Origin of the sequence: Methylobacterium radiodurans (assembly GCF_003173735.1) — a bacterium.
Lineage (GTDB): Bacteria > Pseudomonadota > Alphaproteobacteria > Rhizobiales > Beijerinckiaceae > Methylobacterium > Methylobacterium radiodurans.
Genome location: NZ_CP029551.1, coordinates 5,221,323 through 5,238,470, shown reverse-complemented (window position 1 = coordinate 5,238,470; position 17,148 = coordinate 5,221,323). Strand labels below are relative to the sequence as shown.

The 17,148-nt window shown below is 71.5% G+C and carries 16 protein-coding genes; 4 read left to right on the top strand and 12 right to left on the bottom strand.

Annotation, left to right across the window (positions count from 1 at the left end; all coding sequences use genetic code 11):
- Nucleotides 1-4 precede the first annotated feature (4 nt).
- The gene (ygfZ, locus tag DK427_RS24585) at nucleotides 5-862 is read right to left on the bottom strand and encodes a CAF17-like 4Fe-4S cluster assembly/insertion protein YgfZ (protein WP_109953673.1); all 858 of its coding nucleotides are present in this window, start codon (nucleotides 860-862) and stop codon (nucleotides 5-7) included.
- Between the two features lie 114 nt (nucleotides 863-976).
- On the opposite strand from ygfZ, the gene DK427_RS24580 reads away from it, so the two are divergent.
- Entirely contained in the window at nucleotides 977-2,314 is a 1,338-nt protein-coding gene (locus DK427_RS24580) for a dihydroorotase (protein WP_109953672.1), read from the top strand.
- A 43-nt stretch (nucleotides 2,315-2,357) separates the two neighbouring features.
- On the opposite strand, the gene pyk is transcribed toward DK427_RS24580, so the two are convergent.
- Entirely contained in the window at nucleotides 2,358-3,794 is a 1,437-nt protein-coding gene (pyk, locus tag DK427_RS24575) for a pyruvate kinase (RefSeq protein ID WP_109953671.1), read from the bottom strand.
- Nucleotides 3,795-4,044: 250 nt separating this feature from the next.
- The gene (locus tag DK427_RS24570; RefSeq protein WP_162559888.1) at nucleotides 4,045-4,317 is read right to left on the bottom strand and encodes a hypothetical protein; all 273 of its coding nucleotides are present in this window, start codon (nucleotides 4,315-4,317) and stop codon (nucleotides 4,045-4,047) included.
- Between the two features lie 183 nt (nucleotides 4,318-4,500).
- On the opposite strand from DK427_RS24570, the gene DK427_RS24565 reads away from it, so the two are divergent.
- Entirely contained in the window at nucleotides 4,501-5,724 is a 1,224-nt protein-coding gene (locus tag DK427_RS24565) for an acyl-CoA dehydrogenase family protein (protein WP_109953669.1), read from the top strand.
- 52 nt (nucleotides 5,725-5,776) lie between these two features.
- Here DK427_RS24565 and DK427_RS24560 read toward each other — a convergent pair whose 3' ends face one another.
- From DK427_RS24560 to ubiE, 4 genes are all read right to left on the bottom strand, one after another.
- A complete protein-coding gene (locus tag DK427_RS24560) occupies nucleotides 5,777-7,465 on the bottom strand; it encodes a methyl-accepting chemotaxis protein (protein WP_109953668.1) in 1,689 nt (562 codons plus the stop codon).
- 194 nt (nucleotides 7,466-7,659) lie between these two features.
- Nucleotides 7,660-8,877 (bottom strand): bifunctional phosphopantothenoylcysteine decarboxylase/phosphopantothenate--cysteine ligase CoaBC, encoded by a 1,218-nt coding sequence (gene coaBC / locus DK427_RS24555; protein ID WP_109953667.1) that lies wholly within the window; start codon nucleotides 8,875-8,877, stop codon nucleotides 7,660-7,662.
- 11 nt (nucleotides 8,878-8,888) lie between these two features.
- Complete coding sequence (gene ubiB, locus DK427_RS24550) at nucleotides 8,889-10,445, bottom strand: 2-polyprenylphenol 6-hydroxylase (RefSeq protein WP_109953666.1); 1,557 nt, start codon at nucleotides 10,443-10,445, stop codon at nucleotides 8,889-8,891.
- A gap of 33 nt (nucleotides 10,446-10,478) precedes the next feature.
- Nucleotides 10,479-11,264 (bottom strand): bifunctional demethylmenaquinone methyltransferase/2-methoxy-6-polyprenyl-1,4-benzoquinol methylase UbiE, encoded by a 786-nt coding sequence (gene ubiE / locus DK427_RS24545; RefSeq protein ID WP_109953665.1) that lies wholly within the window; start codon nucleotides 11,262-11,264, stop codon nucleotides 10,479-10,481.
- Between the two features lie 161 nt (nucleotides 11,265-11,425).
- Between ubiE and mutM the strand changes: the two genes are divergently transcribed.
- A complete protein-coding gene (gene mutM, locus DK427_RS24540) occupies nucleotides 11,426-12,325 on the top strand; it encodes a bifunctional DNA-formamidopyrimidine glycosylase/DNA-(apurinic or apyrimidinic site) lyase (RefSeq protein WP_109953664.1) in 900 nt (299 codons plus the stop codon).
- Nucleotides 12,326-12,335: 10 nt separating this feature from the next.
- Here mutM and DK427_RS24535 read toward each other — a convergent pair whose 3' ends face one another.
- The 4 genes from DK427_RS24535 to DK427_RS24520 form a co-directional block, all read right to left on the bottom strand.
- A complete protein-coding gene (locus DK427_RS24535) occupies nucleotides 12,336-13,211 on the bottom strand; it encodes a tetratricopeptide repeat protein (protein ID WP_109953663.1) in 876 nt (291 codons plus the stop codon).
- Between the two features lie 267 nt (nucleotides 13,212-13,478).
- Nucleotides 13,479-14,585, bottom strand: a complete 1,107-nt coding sequence (locus DK427_RS24530; protein WP_109953662.1) for a 5-(carboxyamino)imidazole ribonucleotide synthase — start codon at nucleotides 14,583-14,585, stop codon at nucleotides 13,479-13,481.
- Nucleotides 14,582-15,049, bottom strand: coding sequence for a 5-(carboxyamino)imidazole ribonucleotide mutase (purE, locus tag DK427_RS24525; protein WP_109954372.1), 468 nt, complete (start codon nucleotides 15,047-15,049; stop codon nucleotides 14,582-14,584). The genes DK427_RS24530 and purE overlap by 4 nt, the downstream gene beginning before the upstream one ends.
- A 140-nt stretch (nucleotides 15,050-15,189) precedes the next feature.
- Nucleotides 15,190-15,420: a YdcH family protein gene (locus DK427_RS24520; RefSeq protein ID WP_109953661.1), complete on the bottom strand. Its 231-nt coding sequence runs from the start codon at nucleotides 15,418-15,420 to the stop codon at nucleotides 15,190-15,192.
- Nucleotides 15,421-15,592: 172 nt separating this feature from the next.
- Here DK427_RS24520 and DK427_RS24515 point away from each other — a divergent pair, with 172 nt between their 5' ends.
- Nucleotides 15,593-15,775: a YdcH family protein gene (locus DK427_RS24515; RefSeq protein WP_109953660.1), complete on the top strand. Its 183-nt coding sequence runs from the start codon at nucleotides 15,593-15,595 to the stop codon at nucleotides 15,773-15,775.
- An 88-nt stretch (nucleotides 15,776-15,863) separates the two neighbouring features.
- On the opposite strand, the gene DK427_RS24510 is transcribed toward DK427_RS24515, so the two are convergent.
- A complete protein-coding gene (locus tag DK427_RS24510; RefSeq protein ID WP_162559887.1) occupies nucleotides 15,864-17,093 on the bottom strand; it encodes a GGDEF domain-containing protein in 1,230 nt (409 codons plus the stop codon).
- Nucleotides 17,094-17,148 lie beyond the last annotated feature (55 nt).

The window sequence follows — 17,148 nt, the reverse complement described above, 5'->3', positions numbered from 1 at the left end:
GCGCTCAGGCGGCGGGCGCGCCCGCCGTCTCGGGCATCGCGAAGCCCGCATAGGCCGGGCGCTCCAGCGCGACGGCGCGGTCCCCGGCCCGCAGGGTCTCGCCCGCGGCGAGGGCGTCGCCGAGGCGGTCGAGCCGGACCGTGGCGAGGCCGCGGGAGCCCGCGACGCTGCTGGTCGTGCCCAGCACCTTGCCGCCCGCGGTGATCTCGGTGCCGGGTGCTGCGGCCTCGCCCGCGGGATAGTGCGCCGCGAGGATGCGGGTGCGCGCGGTGCCGCGGTGCTGCATGCGGGAGACCACCTCCTGGCCGACGTAGCAGCCCTTCCGGAAATCCACCCCGCCGAGCTGGTCCATCAGCGCCTCGTGCGGGAAGGCGTCGCCGAACGCGAAATCGCGCCCGCCTTCCGGCACCGCGAGCGCGACGCGGTGGACGTGGTAATCGTCCGGCGACGCGTCGGCCGAGAAGGCGCCCTCAGCCGCGTAGAGGCGGGCGCCGAGGCCCGGGGCGCGGGTATCCTCGACGCGCGCCACCTCGGCTGCGGTCGTCGCGCCGTCCCAGGTCGCGGCCACCGCCACGGTCGGGTCAGCGGCGATCTCGGCCTTCGCGCGCAGCTTGTAGAGGCTCAGACGCTTGGCGAGCGCGGGGGCCTGCTCGGTGGCCACGTCGAGGCGGAAGCCGTCGACCACGCGCGAGATCAGGAAGTCGAACAGGATCTTGCCCTGCGGCGTCAGCAGGGCACCGAGCCGGGCCGCGCCCTCGGGCAGGGTGGCGACGTTGCAGGTCAGCACACCCTGAAGCAGGTCCGTCGCGTCCGGGCCCGTCACGGTGACGAGGGCGCGGTCGGGGAGAAGCGCGATCGGCATGGGACCTCCGGCTGGGACCTCCAGCATTGCCGCGGGGGTGGCACGCGGCGCGCGCCTGACATAAGCCCCGCGGGAACGGGTCTCAACCGCCCCGCCGAAGCCCTGGAGAGTATGATGGAGCAGCCCTTCGACCTCGTCCTCGCCGGGGGCACCGTGGTCAACCACGACGGTGAGCACCGGGCCGATCTCGGCATCCGGGCGGGCCGCGTCGCCGAGATCGGCGATCTGGCCAACCGCGGTGCCGCCGAGCGGCAGGATTGCACCGGCCTGCATCTCCTGCCCGGCGTGATCGACAGCCAGGTGCACTTCCGCGAGCCCGGCCTCGATCACAAGGAAGATCTCGAATCGGGCTCGCGCGCCGCGGTGATGGGCGGCGTGACGGCGGTGTTCGAGATGCCGAACACCAACCCGCTCACCACGAGCCGGGAGACGCTGGCCGACAAGGTCGCGCGCGCGCATCACCGCATGCACTGCGACTTCGCCTTCTGGGTCGGCGGCACGCACGAGAACGCCGCCGAGGTGGCCGAGCTGGAGCGCCTCCCGGGGGCCGCCGGCATCAAGGTCTTCGTGGGTTCCTCCACCGGCGCGCTGCTGGTCGAGGACGACGCGGGCGTGCGCGCGATCCTCAGGAACATCCGCCGCCGCGCCGCCTTCCACGCCGAGGACGAGCCGATGCTGCGCGAGCGCAAGGGCTTGCGGGTGCCGAACGACCCGTCCTCGCACCCGGTCTGGCGCTCGCCCGAGGCCGCGCTCAAGGCGACGCAGCGCCTGGTGGCGCTGGCGCACGAGACCGGAGCACGCATCCACATCCTGCACATCTCCACCAAGGAGGAGATGGTCTTCCTCGCCGAGCACAAGGACGTGGCGAGCTGCGAGGTCACGCCCCACCACCTGACCCTCGACGGAACGGAGGCCTATGCCCGCCTCGGCACGCTGGTGCAGATGAACCCGCCGGTGCGCGATGCCGAGCACCGCGCCGGGATCTGGCGCGGTCTGTCCCAGGGCGTCGCCGACGTGCTGGGCTCCGACCACGCGCCGCACACCTTGGAAGAGAAGGCCAAGCCCTATCCGGACTCGCCCTCCGGCATGACCGGCGTCCAGACCCTCGTGCCGATGATGCTCGACCACGTCGCGGCTGGCCGGCTCTCGCTCGCCCGCTTCGTGGACCTGACCAGCGCCGGGCCGCAGCGGCTGTTCGGGATCGCCCGCAAGGGACGGCTCGCGGTCGGATACGATGCCGACGTGACGGTGGTGGACCTCAAGCGCCGCGAGACCATCCGCAACGGTTGGATCGCCTCGAAATGCGGCTGGACGCCCTACGACGGCGTCACGGTCACCGGCTGGCCCGTCGGCACGGTGGTGCGGGGCAACCGCGTGATGTGGGAGGGGCAGCTCACCGCGCCGTCGCGCGGCGAGGCGGTCCTGTTTGAGGAGGCTCTGGCTGCGGGCTGAAGTGCGCCGTCTCCCTCCCTGGAGGGGAGGGAGACAACGCGGGTCACGCCCGCTCGGCGTGCTCGCGCGTCACGAAGGCGATGCGCACGAGATTGGTGGCGCCCGGCGTCCCGAAGGGCACGCCCGCTACCACGATCACCCGGTCGCCCACATCGGCGAAGCGCTCGCGCACCGCGAACTTGCAGGCGCGCGAGGCCATGTCGTCCACGTCCGAGGCGTCCTTCGTCACGATCGGGTGCGTGCCCCAGGCCATGGCGAGCCGCCGCGCCGTCTCGCGCTTCGGGGTGAGGGCGATCACGGTTGCGTTCGGGCGCTCGCGCGAGAGGCGCAGAGCCGTCGAGCCCGAATGCGTCCAGGCCATGATCGCGCTGAGGTCGAGGGCGTCGACCATCTGGTGGGCGGCCGCCGCGATCGCGTCGGCGGCGGTGTGGTCCGGCGTCGAGGACTGCGCCCGGATGATCGACCAGTAGAGCACGTCGCGCTCCACCTGCTCGGCGATTCGGCTCATCGTGGTGATCGCCTCGACCGGGAAAGCGCCCGACGCGCTCTCGGCGGAGAGCATCACCGCGTCCGCGCCCTCGTAGACGGCGGTGGCCACGTCGGAGACCTCGGCGCGGGTCGGCACGGGGGCGGTGATCATCGATTCGAGCATCTGGGTGGCGACCACCACCGGCTTGCCCTGGCGGCGCGAGGCCCGGGTGATGCGCTTCTGCACGCCCGGCACCTGCTCCAGCGGCATCTCCACGCCGAGATCGCCGCGGGCCACCATCAGCCCGTCGGAGATCTCGATGATCTCCTCCAGGCGCGAGAGCGCCTGCGGCTTCTCGATCTTGGCCATCACCAGGGCGCGGCCGGCCGCGACCTTCTTCACCTCGGCCACGTCCTCGGGCCGCTGCACGAAGGAGACCGCGATCCAGTCGGCGCCCGCATTGAGGCCCGCCTCCAGATCCGAGCGGTCCTTGTCGGTCATCGCCGGCAGGGGGATCACCGTGTGGGGCAGGGACACGCCCTTGCGGTTCGAGATGCGCCCGCCGACCTCGACCCGTGTGACCGCCCGCATCTCGCCGACCTCGACCACGGAGAGTCGGAGCTTGCCGTCGTCGACCAGGATGGCGTGGCCGGGCTCCAGCGCCTGCAGGATCTCCGGATGGGGCAGGTGGACGCGCTGCGCGTCGCCCGGCGTCGGGTCGCCGTCGAGCACGAAGGTGGCGCCGTTCTCGATCATCGCGGCGCCCTCCGCGAAGGTGCCGAGCCGGAGCTTCGGGCCCTGGAGATCGACCAGGATCGCGATCGGGCGCTTGGCCTCGCGCTCCACGGCGCGGATCACCTCGACCTTCTCGGGCAGCTTCTCGCGGGGGAGGTGGCTCATGTTGAGCCGGAATACGTCGGCGCCCGCGTGGAAGAGCTTCGCGATCATCTCGGGCGTGTCGGAGGCCGGCCCGAGGGTGGCGACGATCTTCGTGCGGCGCGAACGTTTCAACGGGGCCTCCGGTCCTGAGCTGTCGGAGGGCCGCTCTCTCGATCCGGCGGCCTGATCCGGCGTCGCGGCCAATGACCCCGGCCCCGGCGCCGCGTCAAGGCTCGATGAAGCATTCGCGGATGTTTCGGGACTGCGTGCGGTCCGGCATCCCCGCCCTGGAGGGTCGAAGCCAAGTTCAGCCGACTGAGGAAACCGTAATCTACCGCGACGCGAAAAATGTTCGCGCAGGCGTTGCGCTGCAATATGGCGCTCAGTGCGGCGAGCGGGCGTCGGCGCCCGGGCGCCGCGGCGCGAAGCGCAGAAGCCTGGGAACCGGATAGTCGGAGAGGCCGAGCAGCATCCGAGCTCCGGCGATCGCCGCGAGCGTCTCCGGAGCCGCACCGTCCCAGCGCGCCGCGTATTCGAGCCGGTCGAGCCGTTCCGCGGCCCGCTCGGCCGCCGCGCGGTCCCGTCCGGGCGGTTCCTCGGCCAGCATAACGAGAAGAGTTTCGACGACGGAGCTGACCGGTTGGACGGACGGCATGGGGCCAATCTCCGCTGCGGCTCACAGTATGGTTAACGGACCGCTCAAGCGCGCGCCGCATCAAACGTTAAGCTCACGTGGCGCGGGACGGCCGCGGGGAAAGCGCGGCGCTACGCCCTATCTGCCCATCGAGAGGCTGGGGTCCGAGAACCTGGCCGAGAACGACGCGACCGGGAGGAACCGATGCCGCAGAATCCAATCGAGCCGCGCCCGCCCGAGCTGCCATCGCCCTGGCGCACGGAGCGGCGCGCGGCCCTCCAGGCGGAGGCGCGCGCCTTCGCCCGCGACGCGGTGCTGCCGCTCGCCGACGAGCTCGATCCGCGCAAAGGCGAGATGCCCCGTGCGCTCATCGACCAGATGGCGGAGCGGGGCTGGTTCGGCATCACGATCCCGGCCGAGCACGGCGGGTTGGGGCTCGGCGTGTTCGAGTACTGCCTCGTCTCGGAGGAACTCGCCCGCGCCTGGCTCTCGGTCGGCAGCATCCTGGCGCGGGGGCAGGGACTCGGAACACAGACGATCGACGACGCCCGCCGGCTGGACCTGCTCGCCAAGTCCGCGCGGGGGCGGTGGATCGGCAGCATCTCGCTCTCCGAGCCGACGGCGGGCTCGGATCTGGCCGGCGTGCAGACCCGGGCCGTGCGCGAGGGCGACACCTGGCTTCTCACCGGGACCAAGCGCTGGGCCGGCTTCGCGCTCGCGGCCGACTTCATCGAGGTCCTGGCCCGGACGCGCGACCCGGAGCCCGGCGAGCCGCGCTCGGCGGGGCTCGAACCCTTCCTAGTGGTGAAGCGGCCCGGCACCTTCCCGGAGGGCATGACGGGCCGGGCCATCGACAAGGTCGGCTATCACGGCTTCCAGACCTATCAGCTCGAACTCGACGGCGTGCGCGTTCCCGAGAGCGACCGGCTCACCGGGCTCTACGGCGATGTGGGCGCCGACGCCGATTCGGGCGGCTTCGCGGCCGTGCAGCGTGGCCTCAACATCGCCCGCGTCCACACGGCCGCCCGCGCGGTCGGGGTCGCCCGCGCGGCTTTGGAGGACACCCAGGCCTACCTGCAGGAGCGCGAGCAGTTCGGACACCCGATCGCCGAGTTCCAGGCGCTGCGCTTCACGCTCGCCGACATGGCGGCGGACGTGGCGCAGGCCCGCGCCTTCTGGTGGCAGGTCGCGCATCTCCTCGACCAGGGTGAGCCCGCCGAGAGCGAGTCGGCGATGGTGAAGCTGCTGGCCACCGAGATGGCGGTCCGGGTGACGAACCAGGCGATGCAGCTTCACGGCGGCAACGGCTACACCACCGAGCGCCGGGTCGAGCGCTACTGGCGCGATGCCCGGCTCACGACGATCTTCGAGGGCACGAGCGAGATCCAGCGTCGCATCATCAGCGACCGGCTGCTGCCGCGGGGTTGAGGGGCCCGTGACGGCGCGGGGCCGTTCGTCGTTCCGCCCCCTGCACGCGCCCTCAGGCCGCGCGCGCGCCGGGGTCTCGAAGCGCGTCGAGGAAGGCGCGCACCTGCTGCTCGATCGCCCGGCTCTGCTGCCCCAGGCTGTCCGAAACCGTGAGCATCGAGCCCGCAGCCCCCTGCGTCTCGTCCGCCGCCTGCGTCGCGAGGCGCATCGCGCGGGCCAGCGTGTCGGTGCCGCTGGCGGCCGAGCCGATGCTGCTCGCGATCTCGCGGGCGGCGGAATCCTGCTGGTCGATCGACCCCGCGACCGCGACGGTGACGCCGTCGATCTCGCGCATGACCCCGGTCAGTGCGTGGATGCCCTCGACAGCCGCGCGGGTCGAGGCCTGGATCTCGGCGACGTAGCCGACGATCTCCTCGGTCGCCTGCGCGGTCTGGTTGGCGAGTTCCTTCACCTCGGCGGCCACCACCGCGAAGCCGCGGCCGGCCTCGCCCGCCCGCGCCGCCTCAATGGTCGCGTTCAGCGCCAGCAGATTCGTCTGGCTGGCGATCGCCTGCACCGTCGCCACGACCGCCCCGATGCGGGCCGCCGACTGGCTCAGATGATCGACCTGCTCGGCCGAGCGCTCGCCCATCGCGGCCCCGCGGCGGACCACGCCGGTAGCGCCTTCGACCTGCCGGGCGATCTCCTGGATCGAGCTCGAGAGCTCTTCCGTGGCGCCGGCCACGGCCGTGACGTTATGGGCCGTCGAGATCGACGAGGCGGTGGCAGCCGAGGCCTCGGTGGCCGAGCGGGCGGCGATCCCCGAGAGGGTGCGGGCCGTCGCCTGCATGGTGTCGGTGTCGCGGGCAAGCCCCGCGAGCGAGCCCTGAACCGCCTCGCGGAAGGCGTCGATGCCGGCCTCCAGGCGCTGCCCATGATCGATCTGCGAACGCGCCTGATCCCGCGCCTGGGCCTCGAGCTCCGCCTTGCCGGCGGCTGCGTCGCGGACCACTTCGAGGGCGCGCGCCATGCTGCCGATCTCGTCCCCGCGGTCGCGGCCCGGAATCGCGGTGTGCTCGCCTCGGGCAACGCGCGCCATCGCCTCTGCGAGGCCCAGCACCGGCCGGGTCACGTTCCGCCCGATCACAGCCGCCACCAGCCCGACCAGGGCGAGAACCGCGAACAGGCCGCCGCCCAGCCGCAGCACGGTGTCGCGCAGGTAGGCCATCGTGTCGTCGGTGTAGACGCCCGCCCCGACGATCAGGCCCCAGGGCTGAAAGCCCGCAACGTACGAGATCTTGCCGACCGGCGCCTCGGCGCCGGGCTTCGGCCAGAGATAGGCGACGAAGCCGGCCCCGTTCCGGCGCACGGTCTCTCCCATCGCCTGGAAGAGCTTGTAGCCGTTCGGGTCGGCAAAGCCGGTCATGTCCTTGCCGTCGAGCGCCGGCTTGATCGGGTGCATGATCATCCGGAGCGCGTCGTCCACGACGAAGAAGTACTCGTCGCCGGCAAACCGCAGGGTCTTGACCGTGCCGAGCGCCGCCGCCCGGGCCGCGTCCTGCGTCAGGCGGCCAGCCCGCGCCTCGCCCTCGTAGTGGGCCAGGATGCCGCGGGCGAGCTCGACCGCCTGCCGCGTGCGGGTGGCCCGCGCCCCGTCGATCTCGCCGGAGAGGCCGTGCACCGCGAGCCCGATGACCACCAGCATGCCGGCCAGGGCCATCGCTGTCACGGCGTGGATCTTGAGACCGAGGCCGAGCTTCATCGATACAATCCTGAATGGCGCTTCAGGAATGCAGACAAGCGCAGGTGTTATTAAAAAAGCATCATCGCGCCGATACGGAACGATAATTTTGGCCCCGCGCTCGGCGTATCGTCAGGGCGCGGGCGGCTCCTGCAACTTTAGAGCCTTTCGTTCGCGCCAATATCCCTTTGCGCGGGAACTGACGTCGTACCCGCTCAGGTCCGGGCGAGGAGTGCCGCGAACCGCTCCACAAGCCGCCGGCCGACCTCGTCCTTGGCGAGCGTCGGCCAGGTCTCGAGCGCGCCGTCGCGTCCCAGCAGGTGGACGGTGTTCCGGGCGCCGCCCATCACGCCGCCCGCGGGCGAGACGTCGTTGGCCACCAGCAGGTCGCAGCCCTTTCGGGCGAGCTTGGCGCGGGCGTGATCGAGCACCCGGTCGGTCTCGGCCGCGAAGCCGACGACGAGGGTCGGCCGGCCCTCCGACATCTGAGAGACGGTGGCGAGGATATCGGGGTTCTCGACGAGCGCCAGCGGCGGGGGAGCGGCGCCGTCCTTCTTGATCTTGTGGCCCTGCTCGGCGGCCGGGCGCCAGTCGCCCACCGCCGCCGCGAAGACCGCGAGATCGGCGGGGAGCGCGGCGCGCACGGCCTCCAGCATCTCCCGCGCCGTCTCGACGCGCACCACCGGCACCCCCGCCGGATCGGGAATCGCCACCGGCCCGGAGATGAGCGTGACCTCGGCGCCGGCCTCGGCCGCGGCCGCCGCGATGGCGTGGCCCTGGCGGCCCGAGGAACGGTTGGCGAGGTAGCGCACCGGGTCGATCGGCTCGTGGGTGGGGCCGGAGGTCACCAGCACGCGCCGTCCGGCGAGCGGGCCCGGCGGGCGGGTGAGCATCGCCTCCACCGCGTCGGCGATCTCGTTGGGCTCGGCCATCCGGCCAGGGCCGGTCTCGTTCTCGGCCATGCGGCCGTCGTTGGGGCCGACGACCCGCACGCCGTCGGCGCGGAGCGTCGCGAGGTTCCGCTGCGTCGCCGGGTGCTGCCACATCCGCACGTTCATGGCGGGCGCGATCAGGATCGGCAGGGTCGTGGCGAGCAGCACCGTGCCGGCGAGGTCCGGCGTCTGACCGGTCGCCATCCGGGCCATCAGGTTGGCGGTGGCGGGCGCCACAACCACGGCGTCGGCCCGGCGGGCGAGCTTGATGTGGCCGATATCGGCCTCCTCCGCCCGGTCGAACAGATCGGTATGGGCCCGCTCGCCCGCGAGCGCGGCGGCGGCGAGCGGAGTCACGAATTCCTGCGCGCCGGCCGTCAGCACCGGACAGACGCTCGCGCCCCGCTCGCGCAGGCGCCGGATCAGGTCCAGCGTCTTGTAGGCCGCGATGCCCCCGCCGATGACGAGGAGGATGCGGCGGTCGGCGAGCGGCAGGGTCATGGAAGAGCCTTCTACCGGAAGGCCAGCACCAGCGCACCGATCGCGATGCCCCAGAGCGCCAGGGTCTGGAGGACCGCCCGGCGGCGCTCGTTGCGGGCGAAGCGCTCGACGCGCTGCGCGTCGCCGGTGCCCGACTCGTCGAGGCGGATGATCACCCGCTTCAGGCGCTGGGCGAGGTCGGGCATGTCGGCAACGACATCCGCGATGGTGCGCAGCGCCTCCGTCCCCTGTTCGAGCCGACCCACCGGCCCGAGATTGCGCCCGATCCAGGCGCGCACCACCGGCTCGGCGGTGGTCCACATATCGAGGCGCGGGTCCAGCGAGCGGGCGACACCCTCGACCACCACCATGGTCTTCTGCAGCATCACCAATTCGGTCCGCGTGCTCATGTCGAAGAGCGCGGTGACATCGAAGAGGAGCGTCAGCACCTTCGCCATCGAGATCTCGTCGGCTCGGCGCTGATGGATCGGCTCGCCGATCGCCCGGATCGCCTGCGCGAAATCCTCCACCGAGTGGTGCGCCGGCACGTAGCCGGCCTCGAAATGCACCTGCGCCACCCGGCGGTAGTCGCGCATGATGAAGCCGAGCAGGATCTCGGCGAGGAAGCGCCGCTCGTTGCGTCCGAGCCGGCCCATGATGCCGAAATCGACCGCGACGAGCTTGCCAGACGCGTCCACGAACAGGTTTCCCTGGTGCATGTCGGCGTGGAAGAAGCCGTCGCGGATGGCGTGGCGCAGGAAGCTCTGGATCACCGCGCGGCCGACCGCCTCCGGGTCGAGCCCGGCCGCCACGATCTCCGCCTTGCTGTGGAGCTTCGTCCCGTCGATCCACTCGGAGGAGAGCACGTCGCGCGCCGTCAGCTCCCATTCAGGTCGCGGCACACGGAAATCGGGATCGTCCTTCGTGTTCTCGGCGAGTTCCGAGGCCGCCGCCGCTTCGAGGCGGAAATCCATCTCCATCATCACGGAGCGGGCGAGGATCTCCACCACCTCCCGCGGGCGCAGGCGCTCGGCCTGGGGCGAGAGCGCGTGAACCACGCGGGCGATGAAGCGCATCACCTGCAGGTCGCGCTGGAATCGCTCGCGCACGCCCGGCCGCATGATCTTCACGGCGAGCGCGCGCTGCGTGCCGTCGGCATCCTGCACCACCGCCTTGTGCACCTGGGCGATCGAGGCCGCGGCGATCGGCTCGCTGAAGGAGACGAACAGCGTGCCGACCGGCTTGCCGAAGGCCGCCTCCACAACCCGGATCGCGGTGCCCTGCGGGAAGGGCGGCACTCGGTCCTGCAGCTTCTCCAGGTCGCGGGCCGCCTTCATGCCCACGATGTCGGGGCGCGTCGCCAGGAACTGGCCGAACTTGACGTAGCTCGGCCCGAGCCGGGTCATCGCCGCCGAGAGCCGGGCCGCGCCGTCGCCGAGGCCGGGCCGCTCCAGCGAGCGGCCGAGCTTCAGCGCGAGCCGCAGGTGCGGCGGCAGCTCGGCGGGGTCGACGAAGGACAGCGCCCCCTCGCGCGCCAGCACGAAGCCGACATGGGCGCCGCGCGCCAGGTGGAAGATCGCGCCGAGCACCGGATCAGCCCTCTCGGTCGCGCCGCGGCGCGCTCACGAGACCTTCCAGCCGGAATGGATGGCGACGATCCCGCCGGAGAGCGGGCGGTCGGTGACGTGGCGGAAGCCCGCCTGCTCGATCAGTCCCGCGAAGGCGCCCCGCGTCGGGAACTTGCGGATCGATTCCACGAGGTAGCGGTAGGATTCGGCGTCGCCCGCCACCCGCGCGCCGATGCGCGGGATCACGTGGAAGGAGTAGGCGTCGTAGATCCTGTCGAGCACAGGCAGATCGACCTGCGAGAATTCGAGGCAGAGGAAGCGCCCGCCGGGCTTCAGCACGCGGCGCGCCTCGGCGAGCGCGAGGTCGATGCGCGGCACGTTCCGGATGCCGAAGGCGATGGTGTAGGCGTCGAAGGTGGCGTCGGGCAGCGGCAGGCTCTCGGCGTTGCCAGTGACGAAATCGATCCGCCCGGCGAAGCGCTCGGGCACCCGCTCGGCGCCGACGCGCAACATCGACTCGTTGATGTCGAGCACCGTGACGGCGGTGCGCGGGCCTCCCGCGTCGAGCACCCGGAAGGCGACGTCGCCGGTGCCGCCCGCCACGTCGAGGTGGCGGTGGGGCCGGCCCTTTGACGGGCGCAGCATCGAGACGAGCTGCGCCTTCCAGGCCCGGTGGAGCCCCGCCGACATCAGGTCGTTCATTAGGTCGTAGCGGCGGGCGACCGAGTGGAACACCGCATCCACGCGACCCTGCTTCTGTCCCAGCGCCACGCGCTCGTAGCCGAAATCGGTGGTCTCGTCGGCAGCTGTCCCGCCCCGCGCCCGATCCTCGCCCGTCATGCTCCACCCGTGCTCGCCTGAACGCGCCTCATAGCGAAGGTGGGCGCGATCCGCCATGCGTCGAAAACCCGGGTCCACCGGTCGCGGGGGCCCGGCATTGTGCGCGGGGCGCCGTGGACCGATATCCGCGGCCGATTCCACAGACGTCATCCGAAGAGACGATGCCCGAACTTCCCGAGGTCGAGACCGTGCGCCGGGGCCTCGCGCCGGCCCTCGTCGGCGCCCGCTTCGCCCGCGTGACCCTGCGGCGGCCGAACCTGCGCTTTCCCTTCCCCGAGCGCTTCGCCGAGCGGCTGGAGGGGCGCACCGTCACCGACCTTGCGCGCCGCGCGAAGTACCTGACCGCCCATCTCGATTCGGGCGAGACGCTGGTGATGCATCTCGGCATGAGCGGGCGCTTCGACGTGGCGATGCCGGACGGGCGCAACCTCTCGCCGGGCGACTTCTACCTCGAGGGCGCGCAGGGCGTGCCCAAGCACGACCACGTCGTGATGGCGATGGCGACGGGGGCCACCGTCACCTACAACGACGTGCGCCGCTTCGGCTTCATGGATCTGGTGCCGACGGCGGATCTCGCCGCCTCGCGCCACTTCGCCGGCATGGGCATCGAGCCGCTGGAGCCGGGGCTGAACGGGGCAGCGATCGCGCGGCTGTTCCGCAACAAGTTCACGCCCCTGAAGGCGGCGCTCCTCGACCAGCGCCTGATCGCGGGCCTGGGCAACATCTATGTCTGCGAGGCGCTGCACCGGGCCGGGCTCCACCCGGAGACGCCGGCCGGGCTCCTGGCGAAGGCTGATGGCAAGCCGACGCCGAAGGCGACGTTGCTGGCGCGGACCATCCGGGAGGTACTGACCGAGGCGGTGGCGGCCGGCGGCTCCACCTTGCGCGATTACGCCCACACCGACGGCAGCGCGGGCGCCTTTCAGCACGCCTTCCGGGTCTACGACCGCGTGAGCGAGCCCTGCCGGACGCCCGGCTGCGGCGGCACGATCACGCGCATCGTGCAGTCCGGCCGCTCCACCTTCTTCTGTGCGACCTGCCAGCCGGTGATGAGGGGGTGAGCGCGGGTCCCTAGTTGAACAGCGAGCCCACGCCGCCCTGCACGCGGGCGAGGCCCTGCTTGGCGACCGGGTTGTTCGGGTCGATGCCGGAGGCGCGCTGGTAGTTCTCCATCGCCTCCTTGCGGCGGTTCGACTTCTCGTAGGCGAGGCCCCGGTAGGCCCAGGAGGTCGCGTCCTTGTTGTTGACGTTGAGCGCCGCGTTGTAGTCCTCGATCGCCTTGTCGAACTGGTTCGTGGCGATCAGGCTCTGGCCGCGGGCGGCGTAGGGTGCCGAGACGAAGGGGTTGCGGTCGATGGCCGCGTCGAAATCGGCGATGGCCTGGGTGTTCTGCCCCTGCTTCTGCCGCACGAGCCCGCGGGCGTGGTAGGCCTCGGCGGATTCCGGCATCAGGCGGATCGCCACGTTGAGGTCGGCGAGCGCGCCGTCGAGGTCGCCTTGCGCGCGCAGCACGTTGGCGCGGCCAATATAAGCGGGGCCGTAGTTCGGATCGGCGGTGATCGCCTTGCCGAAATCCTGGAGCGCGGCGTCGTTGCGGCCGGTCTGGCGCAGCGCCAGCGCCCGGTTGTTGTAGGCCGAGCCGGAATTCGGATCGATCTGCACCGCCTTGGTGAAGTCGGCGATGGCCTCGCTGAACTGGCCCGCGCGGGCATAGGCCGCGCCGCGGGTGTTGTAGGCCGCCGCGTCGTTGGGGTTGCGCTGCACCACCTCGGTCAGCGAGGCGATGTTGGTGGTGGTCGCGCCCGTGGTGTCGGTCTCCAGCACCGCGAACTGGCGCGGGGCGGTCGCCACGCTGCCCATGGTCTCGCAACCCGCGAGCGCGACGGTCGCCGCCAGGGCCGACCCGACCAGCGCCGTCCGCGACGCCCGCACGCTCTTCACCCTCATCACCCGCTCCCCTCGGGGCACGATCCGCACTCGTCCCCTCAAAACCCTGTCCGCCGCGCCGATACGCCGACGCCCGCTCCGGTCTGCAATCCCGCTGGACCGGACGGACGGCGGGACAATCGCGCGGCGCGGTGAACGCGCGCTTAAGACCGGGCGACGATGTCCCTGGAAGCGATCGGATGTGGCGAAGGTATGGCCCGGCCACCCGCGACCGGGCCGGGGGCGCTCCGAGCCGGGACGTCGGGGAGGGGGTGTGTTCCGGAGGACTCAGTCCGTGCGGTGCAGGAGCCGCGTGACGTGGCCCATCTTGCGGCCCGGCCGCGCCTCGCCCTTGCCGTAGAGATGCAGGTGCGCGCCGGGCTCTGCCAGGATCGCCCGCCAGTCGCCCGCCTCCGGGCCGATCAGGTTGCGCATCTCGACCGTGAGGCCGCCGGTGCGGTCAGCCTCGCCCAGCGGCCAGCCGCAGACCGCCCGCACGTGCTGGGCGAACTGCGAGGTCAGCGCGCCCTCGATCGTCCAGTGTCCGGAATTGTGCACCCGCGGCGCGATCTCGTTGACGATCAGGCGCTCGCCCGATTCATCGCGCACCAGGAACATCTCGACCGCCAGCACGCCGACGTAGTCGAGGGCTTCCGCGATACGCCGGGCGATCTCGTAGGCGCCCTCGGCCGTCTCGGGCGCGAGGCCCGGCACCGGCACCTGGGTGAGCGCCAGGATGTGGTCGCGATGCTCGTTCTGGCAGAGGTCGAAGGCCGCGAAGCCCCCGTCCTGCCCGCGGGCGGCCACCACCGAGACCTCGCGCTCGAAGGGTACGAACCCTTCGAGGATCAGGGGCGCGCCGCCGAACTCGGCGAAGATCGCGTTGCGGTCGCCCTCGGCCGCCGTGCGGATGATGCGCTGGCCCTTGCCGTCGTAGCCGAAGCGGCGGGTCTTCAGCACCGCCGGCAGGCCGATGGCGTCGAGCGCTCGGGCGAGGTCGTCGGGGGTGTCGACCTGCCGGAAGGGCGCGGTCGGGATGCCGAGCCCGTTGATGAAGCTCTTCTCCGAGAGCCGGTCCTGTGTGGTCGAGAGCGCGTCGGCGCTGGGATGGAGCGGTGCGTGCCGCGCCAGAAGATCCGCGGTCTCGCGCGGGATGTTCTCGAACTCGTAGGTGATCGCCTCGACGCTCTGGGCAAAGCGGGTCAGCGCCTCGGCGTCGTCGTAGGCGGCGCAGGTGGTCAGGGCCGCCACGTCGAAGGCCGGGCTGTCGGCGTCGGGCGCGTAGACGTGGACCTTGAGGCCGTAGTTGGCCGCCGCGAGCGCGATCATGCGCCCGAGCTGGCCGCCGCCGACGATGCCGAGGGTGGAACCGGGGGCGAGAGGTCTGGCGGTCACGGGTGCTCGGTCTCCGGCCGCTCGGCCACGGCGGCGGTCTGGGCGGCGCGCCACGCGTCGAGGCGGGCAGCGAGCGCGTCGTCGGTCAGCGCCAGCACAGCGGCGGCGAGAAGCGCCGCGTTGACGGCGCCCGCCCGCCCGATGGCGAGCGTGCCGACCGGGATGCCGGCCGGCATCTGCACGATCGACAGCAAGCTGTCCTGGCCCGAGAGCGCCTTCGACTCGACGGGCACCCCGAAGACCGGCAGGCTCGTCATCGCGGCGGCCATGCCGGGCAGATGCGCCGCTCCGCCCGCGCCCGCGATCACCACCTTGAAGCCGGCTGCCCGGGCGCCCTTGGCGAAGGCCACGAGCCGGTCGGGCGTGCGGTGGGCCGAGACGATGCGGGCATCGTAGGCGACGCCGAGCGCATCGAGGGTCTCGGCGGCGTTGCGCATGGTCGCCCAGTCGGACTGGGAGCCCATGATGATCGCGACGGGTGGCGCTGCCGGGTTGCTCACACGCGTGCTCTCGCGTTCGCGCCGGGTCGCGCGACCCGGCCAAAGCCCGCCGTTACAGGCGCGCGCGCCGGCCCGCAACCCGCGCGGAGCGCCGATCCACGGGCTCAGGCGATGATGTCGGGGGTGATCTGGTCCTCGACGTAGGAGATGCGGTCGCGCAGGGTCAGCTTGCGCTTCTTCAGCCGCTGGATCTGCAGCTGGTCGGCCACCACGTTGCGCTCCAGCGCGTCGATCGCGCTGTCGAGGTCGCGGTGCTCCTCCTTCAGCCGGGCGAGCTCCGACAGCAGATCCGCCTGGTTGTCGTTCTGGCTCTCTTCGACCGACTCGCCCGTCATTGCCGCCCGCTGAAACCCTGCACCGCGCCGCTGCCGAGGATGCGCCAGGCGCCCCCGCACGGCAACACAATCTCGCACCGCACCACGCCCGGAAGCCCGTGGATTGCCTTCGACAGCCGGCAAAACCTGTGGCAGGTTCGATGCGTCAGAACAAGGACAGGAGATTCGCCTCATGTCGCTGCAGACGCATCTGAACCAACTCACCCGAAAGCACGAAGCCCTCGAGCGTGAGATTCAGGAAGCGATCCACAGGCCCTCGGCAGACGACCTTCACATCGCCGAGCTGAAGCGACGGAAACTCCACCTCAAGGATGAGATCAACCGGCTCCAGGATACGGCCGGCACGCTGCACTGACCCCCCTGAGGCCTTCAGGGCACGATGCGGGCCGCCGCACCGGGACACGGTGCGGCGGCTCACTGCGTTGAGCGGCCGGGCTCGCCGCTCAGCTCGCGAGGCGCAGGCCGTCACTCGCCTTCGGCGGCTCCTCGACCGTGACGACCGCGCGGTTGCGACCGGCCCGCTTGGCTTGATAGAGCGCCTCGTCGGCGAGCGCGAAGAAGCGGCCGGTGTCGAGCACGCTTCCCGTCGTCCAGGAACCGGCAAGGCCCACGCTGATCGTCACGACCGGCCCCGCGCCGCCGCGGCCGTGCGGCAGGGCGCGTGCCTCCACCGCGCGGCGCAGACGCTCGCCCAGTGCAGGCAGCGCTGCGTGATCGGTGCCCACGGCCGCGACGGCGAATTCCTCGCCTCCCAGCCGCCCGAGCCGCTGGCCGGGTTCGCAGCGCACCGCCATCGCATCCGCGACCGCCCGAAGAACCGCGTCGCCGCGCGGATGGCCGTAGCTGTCGTTGAACGCCTTGAAGCAGTCGATGTCGATCATCGCCACGCAGACGGGCGTGCCCACCTCGGCGCGATTCAGGTCCGCATCGACCATCGCGTCGAAGCCGCGGCGGTTGGCCAGCCCCGTCAGTGGATCGATTGCGGCGAGCTGTTCGAGCAGGTCGCGCTGCTGCGAGATCTGGCGCAGGCGGATCTTGTCCCGCTGCAGGGTGAGGAAGGTACGGCGGCGCTCGTTCTGCAGGCACCAGTTGGCGAAGACGCAGACGACGGTCTGCAGGACGCCGACGAGGGTGTAGCACACGACCATCGCCGGATGACCGAGCGGCGAGAGCGCGGCGCCCGCGATCATGATTACCGTGATGCCGCAACACACCAGGACGGCGACCGGCGTGTGCAGCGCGACGAGATTGATCGTGAATCCGAGGATGATCAGGTTGCCGCTGAAGTAGATGGCCGCGCCCGGCGAGACCGACTGGATCATCACCGACGTGACGGTCAGGCAGCAGGTGAGACCGGCAATGCAGCCCGCCGCCTGCCGGACCGCATCACCGCAAGCGGGGCGGGCGACGAGCCAGATCATCGCCAGATTGATCGGCAGGCCGACGCAGAAGCGCGTCAGGACGTCCTGCACGAAGACGTCCGGCGCGACGACCCGGTCGAGCACCAGGACCGCTATGTAGAAGAAGGTGCCCAGCGCGAGCCCGAAGACCGACTCTCGCCGCCGATGGTCGCGCTCGTAGTCCCGAAATGCGCTTTCGAGGTGCAGCGGCAGCTTCACGGTCGTGAAGATGCGGCCGCTGGACAGGCACTTGTTGATCTCGTCGATCGTCACGTGAATTCCGGTCCGGCACGACGTCCATCCCATCGATAGACCTCTGGTCCTAACG

Bases quoted from the DNA above. Each gene is read 5' to 3' on its own strand.
- DK427_RS24580 (WP_109953672.1), top strand. From the start codon at position 977: ATGGAGCAGCCCTTCGACCTCGTCCTCGCCGGGGGCACCGTGGTCAAC.
- DK427_RS24520 (WP_109953661.1), bottom strand. From the start codon at position 15,420: ATGACGGGCGAGTCGGTCGAAGAGAGCCAGAACGACAACCAGGCGGAT.
- mutM (WP_109953664.1), top strand. From the start codon at position 11,426: ATGCCCGAACTTCCCGAGGTCGAGACCGTGCGCCGGGGCCTCGCGCCG.
- DK427_RS24565 (WP_109953669.1), top strand. From the start codon at position 4,501: ATGCCGCAGAATCCAATCGAGCCGCGCCCGCCCGAGCTGCCATCGCCC.
- purE (WP_109954372.1), bottom strand. From the start codon at position 15,049: ATGGGCTCCCAGTCCGACTGGGCGACCATGCGCAACGCCGCCGAGACC.
- DK427_RS24560 (WP_109953668.1), bottom strand. From the start codon at position 7,465: ATGAAGCTCGGCCTCGGTCTCAAGATCCACGCCGTGACAGCGATGGCC.
- ubiE (WP_109953665.1), bottom strand. From the start codon at position 11,264: ATGACGGGCGAGGATCGGGCGCGGGGCGGGACAGCTGCCGACGAGACC.
- DK427_RS24570 (WP_162559888.1), bottom strand. From the start codon at position 4,317: ATGCCGTCCGTCCAACCGGTCAGCTCCGTCGTCGAAACTCTTCTCGTT.
- DK427_RS24515 (WP_109953660.1), top strand. From the start codon at position 15,593: ATGTCGCTGCAGACGCATCTGAACCAACTCACCCGAAAGCACGAAGCC.
- ygfZ (WP_109953673.1), bottom strand. From the start codon at position 862: ATGCCGATCGCGCTTCTCCCCGACCGCGCCCTCGTCACCGTGACGGGC.
- coaBC (WP_109953667.1), bottom strand. From the start codon at position 8,877: ATGACCCTGCCGCTCGCCGACCGCCGCATCCTCCTCGTCATCGGCGGG.
- DK427_RS24535 (WP_109953663.1), bottom strand. From the start codon at position 13,211: ATGAGGGTGAAGAGCGTGCGGGCGTCGCGGACGGCGCTGGTCGGGTCG.